20 protein-coding genes, 1 riboswitch and 1 other annotated feature are annotated in these 19,599 nt (G+C 28.0%); of the genes, 13 read left to right on the top strand and 7 right to left on the bottom strand.

Features of this window, described 5'->3' with window-relative positions; translation table 11 throughout:
• Nucleotides 1-118 precede the first annotated feature (118 nt).
• The 10 genes from ACQPVP_RS01565 (at nucleotide 119) to ACQPVP_RS01520 (ending at nucleotide 9,781) form a co-directional block, all read left to right on the top strand.
• The gene (locus ACQPVP_RS01565) at nucleotides 119-1,123 is read left to right on the top strand and encodes a substrate-binding domain-containing protein (protein ID WP_430846583.1); all 1,005 of its coding nucleotides are present in this window, start codon (nucleotides 119-121) and stop codon (nucleotides 1,121-1,123) included.
• A gap of 195 nt (nucleotides 1,124-1,318) precedes the next feature.
• The gene (locus ACQPVP_RS01560; RefSeq protein ID WP_430846581.1) at nucleotides 1,319-2,650 is read left to right on the top strand and encodes an ABC transporter substrate-binding protein; all 1,332 of its coding nucleotides are present in this window, start codon (nucleotides 1,319-1,321) and stop codon (nucleotides 2,648-2,650) included.
• Between the two features lie 81 nt (nucleotides 2,651-2,731).
• Nucleotides 2,732-3,658, top strand: coding sequence for a carbohydrate ABC transporter permease (locus ACQPVP_RS01555; RefSeq protein ID WP_430846579.1), 927 nt, complete (start codon nucleotides 2,732-2,734; stop codon nucleotides 3,656-3,658).
• Between the two features lie 15 nt (nucleotides 3,659-3,673).
• Nucleotides 3,674-4,540 carry a carbohydrate ABC transporter permease gene (locus ACQPVP_RS01550; RefSeq protein ID WP_430846577.1) on the top strand — a complete coding sequence of 289 codons (867 nt, stop codon included), beginning with the start codon at nucleotides 3,674-3,676 and terminating at the stop codon, nucleotides 4,538-4,540.
• 162 nt (nucleotides 4,541-4,702) lie between these two features.
• Nucleotides 4,703-5,569, top strand: a complete 867-nt coding sequence (locus ACQPVP_RS01545) for an N-acetylneuraminate lyase (RefSeq protein ID WP_430846575.1) — start codon at nucleotides 4,703-4,705, stop codon at nucleotides 5,567-5,569.
• Nucleotides 5,570-5,617: 48 nt separating this feature from the next.
• Nucleotides 5,618-6,565 (top strand): ROK family protein, encoded by a 948-nt coding sequence (locus ACQPVP_RS01540; protein WP_430846573.1) that lies wholly within the window; start codon nucleotides 5,618-5,620, stop codon nucleotides 6,563-6,565.
• A gap of 138 nt (nucleotides 6,566-6,703) precedes the next feature.
• Nucleotides 6,704-7,702 (top strand): homoserine dehydrogenase, encoded by a 999-nt coding sequence (locus ACQPVP_RS01535; protein ID WP_430846571.1) that lies wholly within the window; start codon nucleotides 6,704-6,706, stop codon nucleotides 7,700-7,702.
• A gap of 126 nt (nucleotides 7,703-7,828) precedes the next feature.
• Complete coding sequence (locus ACQPVP_RS01530; RefSeq protein ID WP_430846569.1) at nucleotides 7,829-8,242, top strand: helix-turn-helix domain-containing protein; 414 nt, start codon at nucleotides 7,829-7,831, stop codon at nucleotides 8,240-8,242.
• 33 nt (nucleotides 8,243-8,275) lie between these two features.
• Nucleotides 8,276-8,854 (top strand): 5-formyltetrahydrofolate cyclo-ligase, encoded by a 579-nt coding sequence (locus ACQPVP_RS01525; RefSeq protein WP_430846567.1) that lies wholly within the window; start codon nucleotides 8,276-8,278, stop codon nucleotides 8,852-8,854.
• Between the two features lie 56 nt (nucleotides 8,855-8,910).
• Nucleotides 8,911-9,032, top strand: a riboswitch (SAM riboswitch).
• 566 nt (nucleotides 9,033-9,598) lie between these two features.
• Entirely contained in the window at nucleotides 9,599-9,781 is a 183-nt protein-coding gene (locus ACQPVP_RS01520; protein ID WP_430846565.1) for a hypothetical protein, read from the top strand.
• A 26-nt stretch (nucleotides 9,782-9,807) separates the two neighbouring features.
• Here ACQPVP_RS01520 and thrS read toward each other — a convergent pair whose 3' ends face one another.
• The 7 genes from thrS to larA all read right to left on the bottom strand — a co-directional run bounded on the left by thrS (nucleotide 9,808) and on the right by larA (nucleotide 16,811).
• Nucleotides 9,808-11,745 carry a threonine--tRNA ligase gene (gene thrS / locus ACQPVP_RS01515; protein ID WP_430846563.1) on the bottom strand — a complete coding sequence of 646 codons (1,938 nt, stop codon included), beginning with the start codon at nucleotides 11,743-11,745 and terminating at the stop codon, nucleotides 9,808-9,810.
• A gap of 54 nt (nucleotides 11,746-11,799) precedes the next feature.
• Nucleotides 11,800-12,016 (bottom strand) — a binding site (T-box leader).
• Nucleotides 12,017-12,102: 86 nt separating this feature from the next.
• Nucleotides 12,103-12,813, bottom strand: a complete 711-nt coding sequence (gene larD / locus ACQPVP_RS01510; protein ID WP_430846561.1) for a D/L-lactic acid transporter LarD — start codon at nucleotides 12,811-12,813, stop codon at nucleotides 12,103-12,105.
• A gap of 2 nt (nucleotides 12,814-12,815) precedes the next feature.
• On the bottom strand, nucleotides 12,816-13,247 hold the full coding sequence (gene larC / locus ACQPVP_RS01505) for a nickel insertion protein (RefSeq protein WP_430846559.1): 432 nt from the start codon (nucleotides 13,245-13,247) through the stop codon (nucleotides 12,816-12,818).
• A gap of 14 nt (nucleotides 13,248-13,261) precedes the next feature.
• Entirely contained in the window at nucleotides 13,262-14,023 is a 762-nt protein-coding gene (locus tag ACQPVP_RS01500) for a LarC family nickel insertion protein (RefSeq protein WP_430846557.1), read from the bottom strand.
• A gap of 10 nt (nucleotides 14,024-14,033) precedes the next feature.
• Complete coding sequence (gene larB / locus ACQPVP_RS01495; RefSeq protein WP_430846555.1) at nucleotides 14,034-14,702, bottom strand: nickel pincer cofactor biosynthesis protein LarB; 669 nt, start codon at nucleotides 14,700-14,702, stop codon at nucleotides 14,034-14,036.
• Nucleotides 14,695-15,525, bottom strand: coding sequence for an ATP-dependent sacrificial sulfur transferase LarE (gene larE / locus ACQPVP_RS01490; RefSeq protein WP_430846553.1), 831 nt, complete (start codon nucleotides 15,523-15,525; stop codon nucleotides 14,695-14,697). The genes larB and larE overlap by 8 nt, the downstream gene beginning before the upstream one ends.
• Nucleotides 15,526-15,527: 2 nt before the next feature.
• Entirely contained in the window at nucleotides 15,528-16,811 is a 1,284-nt protein-coding gene (gene larA, locus ACQPVP_RS01485) for a nickel-dependent lactate racemase (RefSeq protein ID WP_430846551.1), read from the bottom strand.
• Nucleotides 16,812-16,987: 176 nt separating this feature from the next.
• Between larA and ACQPVP_RS01480 the strand changes: the two genes are divergently transcribed.
• The 3 genes from ACQPVP_RS01480 (at nucleotide 16,988) to ACQPVP_RS01470 (ending at nucleotide 19,529) form a co-directional block, all read left to right on the top strand.
• Complete coding sequence (locus ACQPVP_RS01480) at nucleotides 16,988-17,644, top strand: Crp/Fnr family transcriptional regulator (RefSeq protein WP_430846549.1); 657 nt, start codon at nucleotides 16,988-16,990, stop codon at nucleotides 17,642-17,644.
• Between the two features lie 82 nt (nucleotides 17,645-17,726).
• Nucleotides 17,727-18,734: a cobalt transporter CbiM gene (gene cbiM / locus ACQPVP_RS01475; RefSeq protein WP_430846547.1), complete on the top strand. Its 1,008-nt coding sequence runs from the start codon at nucleotides 17,727-17,729 to the stop codon at nucleotides 18,732-18,734.
• Complete coding sequence (locus ACQPVP_RS01470) at nucleotides 18,735-19,529, top strand: energy-coupling factor transporter transmembrane component T (protein WP_430846545.1); 795 nt, start codon at nucleotides 18,735-18,737, stop codon at nucleotides 19,527-19,529.
• The last annotated feature ends 70 nt before the right edge of the window (nucleotides 19,530-19,599 follow it).

The raw sequence follows: 19,599 nt of genomic DNA, 5'->3' as shown, positions 1-19,599 counted from the left end.
TTATATATTTATATTAACTTAACATGGAAGAAAATGCAAAAGTCTATTGAAATTGATTTCATTAAATGGTATTATTATGACAATAAGTTAAAAAAAGGGAAAAATATGAGGGAGTTTGATGATTAGGCAATCAGATATAGCGAAGATGTTAAATATTTCTAGGACAACTGTAGCAAGAGCTTTAAATGGTAAAGGAAGTATTAATCCTGATACAAAAGAAAAAATATTAACTCTATGTGAAGAATTAGGATATGCTAAAAATCCAATTAGTACATCATTAGCTCTAAAGAAGAGTAAGAGTATATATGCTTTTATTGTAAAGACAAAAAAGGAAGTCTATTCAAATAGTATTAAAGAGGGATTTGAAAAGGCTCAAAATGAATTTAAGTTTTATAAATATAAAATTAATATTATTGAAACGGATATTGATGAACCTAAAGAACAGGTGAAAATTTTAAAAAATATTTTAAAGAGTGAACAAGTTGATGGAGTAATAATAATTCCATTGTTAAAAGATGAAATTATAAAGATAAAGAAAGAAAATGATAAAACAGTCTTTATGGCTTTAGATATGCCTTTGGATAAAAATACTTATAGTGTATATTCAAATTATTTTAAAGCTGGAAGAATTACTGCAAATATACTTTTAAATGCTTTAAATAAAGGAGATAAAATATTACTTATTGATACTGAAGATGATAGAATATCCTCTAAATTAGTTTTTGAGGGATTTTACAGTAAGGTAATGGAAAGTAAAAAATGCGAAATTGTAGGACCTATTTTTCAGAGCAATCTTAAAAGTAACATAGATAATATATTAGAAAATAATCTAACTAAAGATATATCAGCGTTATATAGTAGTAGATTTCTAGTAGATATTGTAGAAAGAGCGATAAGTATAGGAAATGAAAATTTAAAAATAGTAGATAATGGATTTTCAAATGCTACAAAGCAACTAATTAAAAATGAAAAGGTTATTGCAACTGTAGCACAAAAACATTCAGAACTAGGATATTTAGTGGCTAAATATATGTTTGAATATTTATATAAAGATGTTAAGCCTAAGAAAAATAACAATGAATATGAAAATGTTATATTGTTTAAAGAAAACTTACCTTATTAAAACTACTATTTATTTTTCAAAAATGTTCACGAGAACGAATTATAAATATTTAACTACTAATTTTTTGTATATATTTGTTCTCGGGAAACTATATGGAAGATAAAAATTTTAAGTTTAATATCAGTTAGCATTAAATTGTTTGTTAGAAAATATAAAATATTTTCTTTAAAAATAAGTATATTAGGAGGGTAATAAATGAAAAAGTTTAAGGTACTATCAACATTACTTTTAGCAACAACAATAACAGCTTCATTATTTATTGGATGCGGAAACAAGGGAGCTGAGAATAATGGGGGAGATCAGTCGTCTAGTGATAGGAAAGTAGAGATAACTTGGTGGGCATTCCCTAATTTTGAGACTAAAGATGGAGTGGTTGGAAAATATGAGGAAGAGTTAGCAGCGGCTTTTATGGAGAAAAATCCAAATATTAAAGTTAATGTAGAAATGCTTTCATTTACAGGTGGCGGAGAAAAAATAAATGCAGCTATAGCCTCTGATTCAGCACCAGATGTTTTGTATGATGCACCAGGAAGAATAATAGATTATGCGAGGCAAGGGGTCCTAGCTACAGTGGATGATATGATAGCTGATTTAAATGGAGATGTATCTGACTCTATTTTACAAGGATGTAAGTTAGATGATAAATATTATATGTATCCATTTAATACAACTAATTTTATGATGTCAGTAAATAAAGATATGTTTGAAGAAGCAGGACTTTTAGATGTACTTCCATTAGATAAAGATGATAGAACATGGACAATTGAAGAATTTGAAGCAGCTTTAAAAGCTATAAAGGAAGCTAAGCCAGATATCATACCGTTAACATTCTATAGTAAGAGTACAGCAGGAGATCAAGGAACAAGGGCATTTGTTGCAAATATATTTGGTGGAAGTGTTATGAATGAAGATCAAACTGCATATACATTTGATTCTCCAGAAGCAATAAAAGCCATGGAATGGGTTAAAAAGGCAATTGATGAAGGACTTATCGGACAAGGTTCAGAAGCCTTAGCATCAAATGATGCAATTGACTTATACTTACAACAAAAAGCAGCAGTTACAATTCTTTATTCAACAGGATTATTAAAGAGTAATGAATCTAAAAAATCAGTTCAATTTGAAGATGCTTTAGTACCAATTCCATCACCAGAAGGAAAGCTTAAGTTGGAATCTTTAATTGGTGGATTATGTGTATTTGATAATAAAGATGAAGATAAAATTGAAGCGTCAAAGACATTTATAGACTTCTTAGCTAATGACCCAGATTGGCAAATAAAGAACTTAAAAGCAACAGGAACATTCTCCGTTAGAGATTCTGTTAAAGATATTTATGATGATGAGGAAATGAAATTTGCAGAAAGAATGGGGGAATATACTGCTAAATACTATAACACTGTTAATGGATTCGCAGAAATGAGAACTCATTGGTTCCCAGCTTTACAAGAAATAACTTTAGGACAAAAAAGTCCTGAAGAAGCATTAAAAACTTATAATGAAAAAGCAAATGAAACCCTTAAAAAATAATATATAAACTTTTAATAGTATTAATGGAGCAAATTGCTCCATTAATACTATTGAATTATAAAGGAGGTATAATCATATAGAATGGTTACAGAAGTGTTAGATAAAAAGCGAACTAGAGTTAAAGTTAATAAGCATTCAAAGATGGCTAAGAAAGAGTGGTTAGCATCATATTTATTTTTATTACCAGCTGCAATATTCTTTTTAGGATTTGTAATATTACCAATGATAGGTGGACTAGTAATTAGTTTTTTTAATTATGGGCCAAGAACATCTGAATTTATAGGTTTAGAAAATTATATACAAATTGCAAAGGATCCAGTATTTATTAAATCATTATGGAATACATTGTTTTTAGTTGTTGGGAATGTACCAATTGTTGTTGTATTCTCAATGTTTGTTTCGTTAACAATATATAAGAGATCATCAAAAGTAAGGTCTTTCTTTAGATCAATATTTTATTTACCAGCAATAGCATCTGTAGTTAGCATTACAGTTGTATGGGGATGGATATTTCATCCAAACTACGGAATTTTAAATTATATTTTAAGCTTGTTTGGAGTAGAACCTCAGGTTTGGCTTGGAAATCCAAGTATTGCAAAATGGGCAATATTAATTGTATTAGTTACTTTATCAGTGGGACAACCTATAGTTTTATATATGGCTTCATTAGGAAATATACCGAAGGATTATTTAGAGGCAGCAGAAATAGATGGAGCAAGTAATAGACAAGTTTTTCTAAATATAACATGGCCACTATTAAAGCCAACAACACTTTATATAGTTATAATAACAACAATAAATTCATTCCAATGTTTCTCATTAATTCAGTTATTAACAGCAGGAGGACCAAACTATGCAACTACAACTATAATGTATCAGGTATATGAAAGATCCTTTACATTAGGACAATATGGGTTAGCTTCCTCAATGGGAGTTGTACTTGCTGTAATAGTTATGGCTATATCAGTTGTTCAATATAAATATCTGGGTACAGATGTAGAATATTAGAGGGGAGAAGTTAGTATGTTTAGTATAAAGAAAAAGGAGAAAGAAGAGTTATATGACTGGAGAAGTCAATGGACAGTAAAACATGTTATTTCATTAATAATACTATGTATATTTACGGTGGTTTTTATATTTCCTTTTTATTGGATTATAACGGGAGCATTTAAAGATCAAGCTGCAGCTTTATCTATACCTCCTCAATGGTGGCCTAAAACTCCAACTATGGCTAATTTGATAAATTTAGCGAAACAACCACTTGTTAGATGGACTTTTAATAGCTTTTTTATAGCAATTTCAACAACATTTTTAGTTTGTTTAACAGCATCACTTGCTGGATATGTTTTAGCTAAAAAAAGATTCCCAGGAAGAAAGCTGATATTTTGGTTATTAATAGGGGCTATGGCATTACCAAAACAAGTTATAATGGTACCTCTATTTACAATATTAACAAAGCTAGATTGGATAGATACTTATAAATCATTAATATTACCAGCTGTAGGATGGCCTTTTGGAATATTCTTAATGAAACAATTTAGCGAAACAATACCATCTGAATTAATAGAAGCTGCGAAAATTGATGGATGTTCAGAACTTAGAATATTTAAAAGTATAGTATTACCGATAGTTAAACCAGGAGTAGCAGCGTTAGCAATATTCACATTTATTAGTTCATGGAATGATTACTTTATGCAATTAATATTAATTAGAAGTAAAACTATGCAAACTTTACCACTAGGTATAGCAACAATGCAATTAGAATTTACAACTGATTATGGATTAATGATGACAGGAGCAGCATTGGCATCTATTCCTATGATTATAATATTCTTAATATTCCAAAAATCATTCACTCAAGGTATTACAATTGGAGCTGTAAAAGGTTAACTGAGCATAAAGTACTATCATATATAAAAGTTCTCGAGAAGATTTAAAATATCCTAATAAAAGGTGATATATTCAAAATATTAAGATAGAGATAGAAAAAGGCGATAAATTTTGAGTTATATAAATTAATATTTAAAATTTAAAGGTATTGGAGTGAAAACAATGAAAGGATTATTTTCAGCATTATTAGTTTCTTTTGATAAAGAAGGAAATGTAAATGAAAAGGGGCTAAGAGAAATAGTAAGATATAATATTGATGTATGTAAAATAGATGGATTATATGTTGGAGGAAGTACAGGTGAAAACTTTATGCTTTCTATTGAAGAGAAGAAGAAGATTTTCGAAATTGTAAAGGATGAAGCAAAAGATAAAGTAACACTAATTGCACAAGTAGGATCATTAAATTTAAAAGAAGCAGTTGAGCTTGCAAAGTATGTAACTGAATTAGGATATAATGCTCTTTCAGCAGTTACACCATTTTATTATAAGTTTGATTTTGAAGAGATAAAAAATTATTATAATACTATAGTTAATTCAGTTAATAATAAAATGATAATTTATTCAATACCATTTCTAACAGGGGTAAATTTATCATTAGAACAGTTCAGAGAATTATTTGAGAACGAAAAAATAATTGGAATTAAGTTTACAGCAGGAGATTTTTATTTATTAGAAAGAGTAAGGAAGGCTTTTCCAGATAAGCTTATATATTCAGGATTTGATGAAATGTTATTACCTGCAGTTGCATTAGGAGTAGATGGTGCTATAGGGTCAACATATAATGTCAATGGAATAAGAGCAAGACAAATATTTGATTTAGTAAGAGAAGGAAAACTTGAAAAGGCTAATGAAGTTCAAAATGTAACTAATGATTTTATAAGTGATGCAATAAGTAATGGAATATATAATACTTTAAAATTAATATTGCAAGAAAGAGGTGTAGATGCTGGATATTGTAGGGAACCATTTAAGTCCTATACAAGGGAGCAGATAGATAGAAGTAAGGAAATTTCTAATAAATATTTTTAGTATTATATAGGATTAGTATAATGTAAAATTTTAATCTAGGGGGTTCATATGAATTATATAGCTATAGATATAGGTGGAACTAAGATTAAATTTGGAATAGCTGATGATTCAGGTAGTATATATGAAAATTCTGAATTTGATACAGAAGCATATAAGGGAGCCGAAGAATTAATTAAAAAAGTATATACAATTATAGATATACTATTAAAAAAAGAATTCTATAATATAAAGGGAATTGGAATAAGCACAGCAGGACAAGTAAATAGTGAGACAGGAGAAATAATATTTGCAACTAATACAATACCAGGATGGACTGGAGTGAAATTGAAAAATATAATAGAAGAGAAATATCATTTACCATGTATTGTTGAAAATGATGTAAATGCAGCTGCCTTAGGTGAATTATGGATGGGAGCTGGAAAGGGAGTTTCTAATTTTATATGTTTAACAATTGGTACAGGGATAGGTGGAGCAATTATAATTAATAATAATATTTTTACTGGAAGAAGCTATTCAGCAGGTGAGTTTGGACATATAAATTTATATCCTGATGGATTAGAATGTACATGTGGACATACTGGGTGCTATGAAGTATATGCCTCTACAACTGCTTTAGTAAAAAGAGCTAGAGAAGTCTTAAAAAATTCTTTATATAAAAATGAGATTGATTCTGCATTAGAGAATATAAATGGAAAGGTTATATTTGAAAAGGTGAATAATGGTGATGAGTTTTTTATATCTATAGTTGATAATTGGTGTAGAGATATAGCATTAGGATTAAAAACTTTAATACATGTATTTAATCCAGAGTTAATAATAATTGGTGGAGGAGTATCTGCACAAGGTAATAGTCTAATAGATAGAATAGAGAAGTATATTAAGAATATGGTAATGCCATCATTTTCTAAAAATCTTAAAGTGGATATTGCTAAATGTGGTAATATTGCAGGAATGTTAGGTGCAGTATATAGTTTAAAAATTAAATTAGAATTATAATAGAATATAATTTTATAAAAAGATGACTTAATAATATAGTCATCTTTTTGCATTTAAATTAAATAGTTTCCTCACTATAATTATTTCAATTTTTGTAAATAAAAGTTATAATAAAATATATTTATAAGAGGTGAAAATATGGATATAGCACTCATAGGATTTGGAGGAGTAGGTAAGTCTTTCATAAAGCTGTTAATTGATAAAGAAGAAAAGCTAAAGAAAAGAGGATTAGAGTTAAAGGTTAAGTATATTATTAAAAGTGATGGTGGAATTTATAATAAAGATGGAATTAGTTTAAAAGATGTAGTAAGTAATGATTATAAATTGACAGGCTTTAATTTTATAGAAGATATCAATATAAGTACTATTATTAAAAATAATGATATAGATACCTTAGTAGAGCTTACAAGTACTAATATAGAAACAGGGGAGCCGGGTTTAACCCATATTAAATTAGCTTTAGAAAATGGAATAAATGTTGTTACAGGTAATAAGGGACCAATATTATTAGAGTATAAGGTTTTAAAGAAAATAGCAGATGAAAATAATGTAAGATTACAAATAGGGTGCACAACCGGAGGGGCGTTGCCTTCTATAAATGTAGGAAGCTTTGATATAGCTGGTGCTGATATATTATCTATTGAAGGGATTCTAAATGGAACAAGTAATTATATTTTAACTAAAATGTATGAAAATGAAATTGAATATGAAGAAGCGCTACAAAGGGCTATTTCCTTTAAAATTGCAGAAGCTAATTATAAATTAGATGTTGAAGGTTATGATACTGCATCTAAAATTGTAATATTAGCAAATGCATTAATGGATGCAAATTTATCTCTCAATGATATTAAAGTTGAAGGAATAAATAATTTAAAGAAAAATAATATTTTAGAAGAAAAATCTAAAGGTAATAAAATTAAATTAATTGGAAAAGTATATAAAAAAGATGAAAAAGTTAGAGCTTATGTGAAGCCTCAAATTATTAATAGTGAGCATCCACTATATTTTGTAGATTATAAAAATAAGGGGGTATTCTATAGTACAGATACCCTTGGGGATATAAGTGTAATTGGTGGAGCTTCAGGAACCATAAATGCTGCAGCATCTATTTTAAGAGATATAATTAATATATGTTAGCAATTATAAATGAAATATATATTATAGTGGTAAAAATGAATTTATCACAATAGCAACCTTAAGTTGACAAAAAGCAAACTATGATTGGTAGTAGTATAACTTAGTATTAAATATTCTTTAATAGAGGTGATAAGATTGAAGTTTTCAGAAAAATTACAGATGTTAAGAAAAGAAAAGGGACTATCTCAAGAAAAACTCGCAGAATTATTATCTGTATCTAGACAAGCAGTTTCAAAGTGGGAGTCTGGTCAAACATATCCTGAAATAGAAAAATTAATAGTGTTAAGTGACTTATTTGAAATAACATTAGACGATCTATTACGTGATGGATATACTGAAGTTGAAAACAAAGATAATAATGAAATCAAATTAAAAGAGGAAAAGGATGAAGATTTCGAGGAAAAGGATGAACTAATAATTTTAGGAGGTTTTATTGCTGGAACTGCAATTGGATTTATTACAAATAATTTTATGTTAGGAACAGTAGCGGCATTTATAGGATTAGGATTGTCATATATTATTAAAGGAATAAAAGGATAAATATGGATACAAGAATGTGTTTAGGAGAATATTATGAGAAAAGAGAATAAGAAAGATTTAAGAAATAAAATATTATCAATAAGAGATTTATTAAATATTGAAGAAAAAGATATAATGGATAATAAAATACTTAATGAGTTAATAAGTACAGATTTATATAAAAAAGCAAAAAGTATATTTATTTATCTAAGCTTTGGTAGTGAGATAGATACCAATAAAATTATAAATAAGGCATTAGAGGATAAAAAGGAAGTATATATTCCAAAGATATATAAGTTTGATAAATCAATGAAAGCAATAAGATTAAATTCTTTTAAAGATTTGAAGAAAAATACTATGGGAATATTAGAGCCTATTGATGATAGTAATTTTATAGAAAAAGAAAATATAGATTTAATTATAGTTCCAGGTGTAGTCTTTGATTTTAAAGGAAATAGAATAGGCTATGGTGGGGGATATTATGATAGGTATTTAGAACCTATAAAGGAGTTTAAAAATAAAATGGTACTAGCTTATGATTTACAAATAGTGGATTTTATTGAGCAAGAGGATCATGATGTTACTTTTGATTATATTATCACTAATACAAAATTTAGAAAAATTAATAAATAATAGTTGTAATTAGAAAAATATGGTGTATAATATGATTATAATTAAATAGAAAGAGAACTTTATTAAGAACGGTGGAGGGACTGGCCCTGTGAAGCCTAGCAACCTATGAAATATAAACTTTTGTTTTATAAATTAGTGTGGTGCTAAATCCTGCAAGCTTTAGCTTGATAAATAAGGTGGTTTTATTAAAATTTATTTAATAACTGTGAATTTAGTGGTTGCTTCTTATGTTGAAGTAACCTTTTTATTTTTTTATAGGAAAGTATGGAATTATAAAGTTTTAAAATGATATGTAAGTTATTAGCATATAAATATTAGAAAAATACAAATTAATACTTTCCTTCATTTAGATTTCAAGTGAACATTTATAAGTTTGAGTTGACTTGGAGCGTAGCTACGGAATAATCAAACTTATATATATTTACTTAGCAATAAGCATTATTGGAAAAAGGGGCTTTATACAATAAATATTAGAAACCTAGAGAAAGGGAATAATATATTAAGGTGGGGTTATGCACAAAAGGTTGGGGAATCCTTGGTGCTACCAATATTCAAACAGAAACATATAAATATACAGATCATTTGGGGAAGTATTTTTAGTATATAAGCATAAGAGTTATCTACAAAGTGCTTATGTAATATTAGTTTTTTATAATTATTTGAAAAGCATCTCTCTATAAACTATAATATAAAATGATAATTATAACTTAGTATATTAATTACATTTGAGTAAGGAGTGTATTTATGTTTAATAAAGAGGAGCTTCAGATTATTAATGAGGCTGTAAAGATGTATGAAGAAAAGACAACTAAACTTTTAGAAGCTAGTACTAACAATAAGGAAAGAATGGTTGCTTATAATAGAAAGCAAAAGAAAGTTTGGTTACTTCAAAATAAGCTTAAAAAATTAATGGAAGAAAATAAATAAAAAAAAGGCGCTAAAAGCACCTTTTTTTATTTTTCTTTGTTAGCTATTTCTAAGATTAATCTATTCTTTAATTCAGAAACTGGAATTGCACCTTCTTCTCCATTCTTTCTGCTTCTTACTGAAGCTTCATTATTAGAAGCTTCTTTTTCACCAACAACTAGAATGTAAGGAATTCTTTCAAGTCTAGCTTCTCTAATCTTGTAACCAATCTTTTCAGCTCTATAGTCTCCATTTATTCTTATTCCTGCATTTTTAAACTCTTTAACTATTGACTCTGCATAGTCATTATATTTATCAGAAATAGGTAATACTATTGCTTGAGTTGGAGATAACCAAGTTGGGAATGCACCAGCATATTTTTCAATAAGCATTGCTAAAGTTCTTTCATAACATCCAATTGAAGATCTGTGAATTATATAAGGACGCTTCTTATTTCCATCTTTATCTATATAAGTCATATCAAATCTTTCTGCAAGAGCAAAGTCAATTTGGATAGTTATTATTGTATCTTCTTTTCCATGAACGTTCTTAAATTGAATATCAAGCTTTGGTCCATAGAATGCAGCTTCACCTTCAGCTTCTACATAATTAATTCCAAGGTGATCTAAGATACCTTTCATTAATACTTGAGTTTCTTCCCAAGCTTCTGGATTATTTATATATTTTTCAGTATTATTTGGATCCCACTTAGAGAATCTAAATGAAATATCTTCATCAATACCTAAAGTAGACATTATGTGATTGATTAATTCAAGAGAACTCTTGAATTCTTCTTCAATTTGGTCTGGCCTACAAACTATATGTCCATCAGCTAAAGTGAATTGTCTAACTCTTATTAGACCATGCATTTCACCTGATGATTCATTTCTAAATAAAGTAGAAGTTTCAGAATATCTTATAGGAAGTTCTCTATAGCTGTGTTGTTCAGCATTGTATATAGTATATTGGAATGGGCAAGTCATAGGTCTTAAAGCCATAACTTCCTCGTCATTTTCTTCATCTCCTAAAACAAACATACCATCTTTGTAGTGATCCCAGTGGCCAGAAACTTTATATAAATCACTTTTAGCCATAAATGGAGTTTTAGTTAAAACATAACCTCTTTTTTCCTCTTCATCTTCTACCCATCTTTGAAGAAGTTGAATCATTTTAGCTCCCTTTGGCATTAATAGAGGTAGTCCTTGACCTACTTTTTCATCAGTAGTAAATATTTTAAGTTCTCTTCCTAATTTATTGTGATCTCTCTTTTTAGCCTCTTCTAAAGCTTCTAAATGAGAATCTAAGTCTGCTTTCTTTAAGAATGCAGTTCCGTATATTCTTGAAAGCATCTTATTATTTTCGTTACCTTTCCAGTAAGCACCTGCACTTCTAAGAAGTTTAATGGCTTTAACTGGTTTTAATGACATTAAGTGTGGGCCCGCACATAGGTCAACAAAGTCTCCCATTTTATAGAAGGAAATAACTTCATCTTCTCCTAAGTCATTTATTAATTCAACCTTATATGCTTCATTAGCATCTTCCATAAGGCTTAAAGCTTCTGCTCTTGGTAGTTCAAATCTTTCTATTGAAGGATTTTCTTTTATTATCTTTCTCATTTCATCTTCAAGTTTAACTAAATCTTCAGCTGAAAAAGAATTTTCAACATCAAAGTCATAGTAGAAGCCATCTTTAATTGCAGGTCCAATAGCTAATTTTGATTCTGGATATAATCTCTTAACAGCATATGCTAATACATGAGATATACTATGTCTTACAGCATCCTTTCCTTCTTGAGAATCAAATGTACATATTGCAAGTTCAGAATCTTCTTTTACTATGTGACGTAAATCTACAACCTCTCCATTAACTATTCCACAGCAAGCATTTCTAGCTAAACCTTCGCTTATTGATTTAGCTATATCTAGTACTGAAACACCAGCTTCAAATTCTTTTATTGATCCATCTTTTAAAGTAATTTTAATCATATTACATTCTCCTTTCGTTTTTTAAAATAAAAAACTCTCGTCCCTTCTATATATAGAAGGGACGAGAGTAATAAATTCGATATTTCCCGCGGTTCCACCCTTAATTGCCTAATTTGTCTAAGCCACTTAAGATATCGTAACGTGATATTAAACGGACTTTATTAGAGTCACTCAGAGGTGGTCTTCAACTAAAATCAAGTAAGATAATTTCACCAAGCTTATCTCTCTCTGAAAATGAAAAATAGTCTACTCTTCTCTTCAACGAATTAAAATATTTATTAATAACAATTATAAATATTTTAATTAATAATGTCAACATTAATAGTAGCTATTGACAGTATTAATTAAAATTTATAGTTAAATTCCAAAATAAAAATGAACCAATAGGGCAGCCAAAGCAGAGCCAACAAAGGGCGCAATACCTGGTATTAGCAAACCATATTGCCAATCATTATTTGCTTTGTTTTTAATAGGAAGAACTTGAAATGCAAGTCTAGGGCCTAAATCTCTTGCTTGATTCATTGCAAATCCTGTTGGACCACCAAGAGCCATACCTATTGCCCATACTAAAAGGCCAACTCCTATTGGTAAAATACTTTCATATTTATTAGCAATCATAAAAATACTGCTAATAAAAATAAAAGTAGCAAATAATTCTACAAAGAAATTCCTTGGTAACTTACGTATAACTGGATTGGTTGAAAAAATATTTCTTATAGCAATAGGGTCAATTTCTTTTTCACTAGCTTTAAATTGTTCTGCATATACTATGTAGACTAATATTGCACCAATAAATGCACCTAAAAAGTCTGCTATACTATAGGGTAGAAAGTAAGACCATGGTAGCATCCCTAAAATACATTTAGCAAGGACCATAGCTGGGTTCATAGATACACCATCAAAAATAAATAATGCTATTGTTATACCAAATCCCCAGGTTGTAATAGCAAAGAGATGCCCACTTCCTTTATATTTACTACCTTTTAATACTTCATCACAATGCACTCCTACACCAAATATAATCATAAGTGCTGTACTTAAAAATTCAGCAGTTAAATCTTGAAACATATCTATTCCTCCTGTTGTCTTTTACATATTTTTTGTGTCTCAAAATAAATATCTTCTATTGGGATACCATATAAATTTGCAAGTTTAGCGCAATCTTCATATTCAATATCATATTTTTTGATATTTTTATAACATGCAACTTTAACTTGGACATTCCCATAAAGTGTTTTTATATTTAAAGTTTTACGATCCATAACAGTTCTGTGTTTAATTTCATAACGTATTCCTAAAGATGTAGTATGGCGAAATATAGCTTCAAAAAATTCTTCTTTTTTACTTGGATCAATTAAAAGAGTTAGTTTTGATGCCATCCTATTTTTTTTCATAGTGATTGGAGTTAAAAATACGTCTTTAGCACCCATACTAATTAATAAATTCATAGCATAACTAAGCTGCTCACTACTTTGATCATCTATATTAGTTTCAATTTCCATAATTTCATCAGTAATTATTTTTTTTTTAATAAAATTACTCTAAGAGCGTTTAAAGATTTAATATCTTTTTTACCAAATCCATATCCAATTTTTAAAATTTCCATATCATCAGGTAATGGATAAAATTTTGAAACAATATTTTTTACAAGTGCTATTCCTGTTGGAGTTACCAATTCTGTTTCTATATCTAAGCGTTGATGAACAGGAATTGAAGAGTTAACTCTAATTTGCATAACAGCTGGAACTGGAACAGGCATTTCTCCATGAGCAATTTTTATTCGACCACATCCATCAGTTAATGGAGAAGATATGACTTCAGTTATATTTAATTGTTCTAAACCAATAAAGGAACCTACAATATCAATAATTGAATCAATTGCACCTACTTCATGAAAGTGTATTTCTTCAATAGGTTTGTTATGAACAATTCCTTCAGCTTTTGCTATTTCATGAAATACGTCGATAGAATGAGTTTTTACGTAATCACTAAGATCACTTTTTTCTATTAAATTTTTTATATCTAAGAAATTTCTTCCATGATGTTTATGATGTTCAGGGATACCACAATCCTTTTGACCATTTTCTAAAATTACATCAAAATCACTTCCAAAGATAGAATTTTTATTCTTTTTTTCATATTGTAATTTATAGCCTGATAAATTTAATTTTTTTAATTCTGATTTTAAGATATTAAAGTCTAATCCTAAATCTAGCAATGCTCCAATAAACATATCACCGCTAATTCCAGAAAATGCATCTAAATATAATGTACACATAAGAATCCTCCTATAAATGATTAATCATGCTTGCGTTATAAGCAGCACCAAATCCGTTATCAATATTCACGACACTTAATCCACTGGCACAACTATTAAGCATTGAAAGTAAAGCTGTAACACCCTTAAAGCTTGTTCCATATCCAATGCTTGTAGGAACAGCAATTACAGGTTTATCAACGAGGCCAGAAACAACACTTGCAAGAGCTCCTTCCATACCAGCTATTACAATAACAACTTTTGCATTTCTAATAATATCTAAATATCTAAATAATCTATGAATACCTGCCACTCCAACATCATAAATGCACTTCACATTATTCCCCAATACATCAGCGCAAAAAGCTGCTTCTTTAGCAACTGGTATATCACTAGTACCAGCAGTTACAATAGCTATATAGCTGTTAGGTTTAACAATGTCTTTTTTATTTATTACCATACAGCAAGCTTCTTCATCATAAATAACATTAGGAATTTCTTTACATATATAATTTATCTTTTCCTTAGAAACACGTGTCGCTAGTACAGTTTTATTTTTAGATATTAATATTTTAGAAATCTCTATAATTTGCTTTGATGTTTTACCTTCACCATAAATAACCTCAGCATAACCATTTCTTTTTTCACGTTGTAAATCAACTTTAGCAATATCTATATCTATAAAATCTTCATTATCCATTTAAATTTTCTCCTTTACCTAAAACTTCATTTAGGCTTCCAGTTCTATATCCTTTTAAATCAAGAGCAACATAAGTACACCCAAAAGATTTAAATTTAATATAAATATCATCCATTATTGATTCATCAAAGAAATAAGATCTTTCATTTGGTGAAACTTCAATACGAGCGCTTTTATTTTGTAATCTAACACGAACATTTTTTAATCCTAAATTTAGCAGATAATCTTCACATTTACGAATAATATCTAGTTTCTCCTGATTAATTATTTCTTTATATGGAATACGAGTAGCTAAACATCCAGAACTAGGCTTGGATGCAATATCTACATTTATAGTTTTTAAATAATTTCTAATCTCACTTTTAGTAATTCCACATATTTTAAGAGGAGAGTATATTCCAAGCTCATTTAAAGCTTTAATACCAGGACGATAATCACCACAATCACTGGCATTTGTACCGTCAATTACAATTTCTTTTCCATTTTCTTTAGCAATTTCTTTTATCTTTGAAAATAATGCTTTTTTACAGTAGTAGCATCTACTGGATGGATTTTTAATAAAGTCATTTAGTTGAAGCTGACTATATGAAACTTCTATTAACTTTAATCCAATATTTTTTGAATAATTAATAACATCTTTTTTATCTCTTGATGTTAAAGTTTCACAATTAATAGATATTAAAATAGCATTATCACCAAGAACATCCTTTGCAATATAAGATAGAAAAGTACTATCAACACCACTAGAAAAAGCAATAGCACATGAAGAATATGAAGAAAGAAGATTTTTTAGTTTTAATAATTTTTCATTAAATTCATCCATATCTATTTATCTCCTTGAACTATTACACTTAATCCATCAGGTATTACTGCAACTTTTGCATCTTTTCCCTTTAATGAAAATGCATAATTTAATGCTTCATCAATATTTTTAGCTGTTTTCATATGCAAACCAGTTACTAATGAAGGATCAACCAAATCAGAAACAATAATTACAGTATGTTTAACTAAAATTCTAGCTAATATTTGAGAAGTCCATTGCTCTGGTACGGTTTCAGATCTAGGAGTTTCTATAGATTTATCTAAAAATTCTTGTGGATTTTTTACATTAGCTATATTATCATAAAATGCTTGTCCACCATGTCCATCTCTACAACCAGCAACTGCTATAATTATTCCATCTTTATTTAAAGTAGCTTCTGCAGCAGTCATTCCTTTGACAGCTTGATAAATATTTTGATCAAGAGGGTAACCACCATTTGTAGTAATAGCAATATCACAGTTAACTTTATTTACACGAGCTAATTTATTTACAAAACTACATCCGTCTAAATGAGCTTTTTCTGAATCACCTGCAAATGAACCTATAATTTTATGTTCACCATTAAGGACAACATTAACTATAAATGCTAATTTAGCAGTTTTAGCTGCATAGATCATATCTTCATGAATTAAATTGTGGGAAAGATTTCCTGTACGTGAGTTTTTATCATTAATAAATTCACCACAATGATTAGCCATAATTGTTTTATATGAAGCTATGCCTGGGAGAACAGATTTTCTTCCACCAGAAAATCCAGCAAAAAAGTGTGATTCTATAAATCCTTCAGCTAAAAGCAAATCAGCTTCTGCAGCAATTTTATTAATTATACATTCTCCACCACTTGGAAGAGTTCCGATTTTCTTCATAGAAGAATCATCTTTTGATATATGCATTACTATTTCTTCATTATTGACAATATCTTCTCCATACTTAGATATTAATTCTTCTCTTGTACTTTCTCTATGGAATCCTGTAGCAACTAATATACGTATTCTTGCATTAGGTGATACACTACGAATTCTTCTAAGTAAAATAGGTGTAATAATACGAGAAGGAACTGGTCTTGTATGGTCACTACTTATTATTACAATATTTTTTTTATTTTTTGCTAATTCTTCGAGGGAAGGGCTTCCTATTGGATTATCTAAAGATCTTTCGACAATATCTTTTTCACTTTCTTTACATATGTATGTCCCTTGTTTTGATTCTAATAGACCAGCAAAATTGTTATCATTTAATTTAAGAGTTATTGTTTTTGAGTCATAAGGAAGTTTAAATTCTTTCATATAATATCATCCTCCACTTTATAAAATTTTTTTTTGTCTTTTGACATGTCTAGTATAAAATAAATTAAAATATTATAATACATCATGAGATATTATCAATTGATGACATTATATGATGTTAATAATAATTAAAATATTGACATATATTATTTAAAATTTAAGGGGGAACAGTATTTATGAATATAGAATTTTTACTTGAGTTTTTAGAAAAAAACAATACTGATACTATTACTAGAAAACATCATTCATATTTAACTTTTTATGGCCTAGAAGAACAATATACGTATGTTTTAAAGGAAGGAATAATAAAAACAAGTATTATTTTAAAAGATGGTAGGGAATTTAATGTTTCATATATATGTGCACCTGATATAATTTCTTTATTAAGAGATGAAGTCAGTGCTAATACATTATCTCCATTTAATGTAAGAATTGAATCTGAAGAAGCTGTTTTTTATAAAATTCCAAGAGTTACTTTTTGGAAGTATGTTAATAATGATAAGAAATTACAAACATATATAAAGGATTATTATAGAGATAAATTATTAGAATGCATAGATAATCAAAAGATGATGATAATGAACAGTAAAAAAGGTGCCGTTTGTGCAATTCTTTATAAATTAATTGATATTTTTGGAAAACAAGAAAAGGATAGAATAGTTATAGACTTCTTAATAACAAATGATGATATTGCTGGATTTTGTGGAATTTCAACACGTAATAGTGTAAATAGAATTCTTCACGAATTAAAAAATGAGAAAGTAATTGATATAGTAAACAATAAAATACATATATTAGATGTGGAGTATATACATAGTTTTACTTTATATTAATGTTATCATTTGATGACATCATCTATTGTTTTGCATTATATAATCTCATGATAAATTAATCTCAGAAAGTGAGGTTATATTTATGCATATTCCAGATAATTATTTAAGTCCAAAAACTTGTGCAGTATTTGCAGCTACAGTTATACCTATTATAGGTTATTCAGCAAAAAAAATTAAATACGAAGTTAAAAACAAAAAGGAAACAATTCCTTTAATGGCTATTGCTTCAAGTTTATCGTTTCTATTAATGATGTTTAATATTCCTCTTCCAGGAGGAACTACAGCTCATGCTGTAGGAGGGTGTTTATTAGCAGTATTAATAGGACCTTATGAAGCATGTATAGCAATAACAATTTGCTTAATTTTACAGGCATTACTTTTTGGAGATGGCGGAATTCTTTCATTAGGTGTAAATATCTTTAATATGGCTTTTGTGATGCCTTTTAGCGGCTATTATATATATAGTTTTTTGAAAAAAATATTTAATAAAAAAGGTGAAATTATTGGTGTTGCTGTAGGCTCATATTTAAGTATAAATATTGCAGCTTTTTTAGTAGCTATAGAACTCGGAATTCAACCTTTAATTGCTAAGGATCAATTTAATAATCCATTATATAATCCATATCCATTATCCATAACTATTCCAGCAATGGTAGGAGCTCATATTATTATTGGTATAGTAGAGAGTATTTTTACTGTATCAGTTTATAAAATTGTTAATAAAACTAGCTTTAATATGGAGAATAATAAAAAAGAAAGTTTTATGTACAATCCTAATATAAAAATAAGACGATTTTATAAGATAATAGGAGTATTGATTTTACTATGCCCTATTGGACTTATTGCAAGTGGTACAGCTTGGGGAGAGTGGGATGTAGCAGGATTGGCAGAAAGTTTAAAATCATACAATATGACTCAAAGTATTCCAAAAGGTATTGAAAGTGGGATTAGTTTTTCAGCTTTATTTGCAGATTATAAAATACTAAATATACAAGATTCTATAGGATATGTTTTGTGTGCAGTTACAGCAATTATAATCTTTGTATTACTTTACCGTGTTATATTTAGAGAAAGGAAAGTAAAACTATAAATGCCTGAATGGATGAAAGAACAAGAAGATTATAATAGAATAGAACATAAAGCTGGATATATAATAAAAAATTTAAATAAATTTAGTTCATTATTAAGGTTTTTAAGAAATGAACATAGTTATAATAACAATAAAGATATTGAAGCATATTTAAGAGTATTATTTTTAATTATATATATTTTATGTACTGTTAAGAGTACTAGTATATATAAACTATGGGTTTGTATTTTATTTATTTTGATTGAACTATCATCAAATAGTGGAGCTTTAATATGTAGTATTTTAAAAAAATCAATAGTTACATTTATATTTCCTTTTGTGATGTTTATTCCTTATTTATTTTACGGTAAAATAAATAATTCAATATTTTATTTGGTTAAAATATTTACAGTTATGCTTTCTGTTCAAATTTTTATATCTAATACAACTATATACGATATAACAAAATCCTTAAAAAAGATATATTGTCCCAATATTATTATTTTTATTATGGATATAATGATAAAATATTTAAATATTACTACATATCTAATATATGATATATTACAAGCTATTATTATAAGGAATATAGGAATAGATAATAATAAGTACAATACTATCGGTGGATTGTTTGCAAATGTATTTATTAAAATAACTAGTTGTGGTGAAGATATTTATAATGCAATGGAATGTAGAGGGTTTACAGATAAGTATGTTAACGTAAAAAGTAAGTACATAAAAAAGAGTGATGTAGTATATATTTTTAAAAATATTATATTTTTAATTATTTATTATTATATAGATCAATTAATATGATGAAGAAATGTATAGTCCCTGAAGGTATATAGGTAAAGTGAAAATAATACTAGGGGTAATATTTATAGTA

It is taken from the genome of Clostridium nigeriense (assembly GCF_050585265.1).
GTDB classification, from domain to species: Bacteria; Bacillota; Clostridia; order Clostridiales; family Clostridiaceae; genus Clostridium; species Clostridium nigeriense_B.
This window is presented reverse-complemented; position numbering and strand designations above follow the sequence as displayed.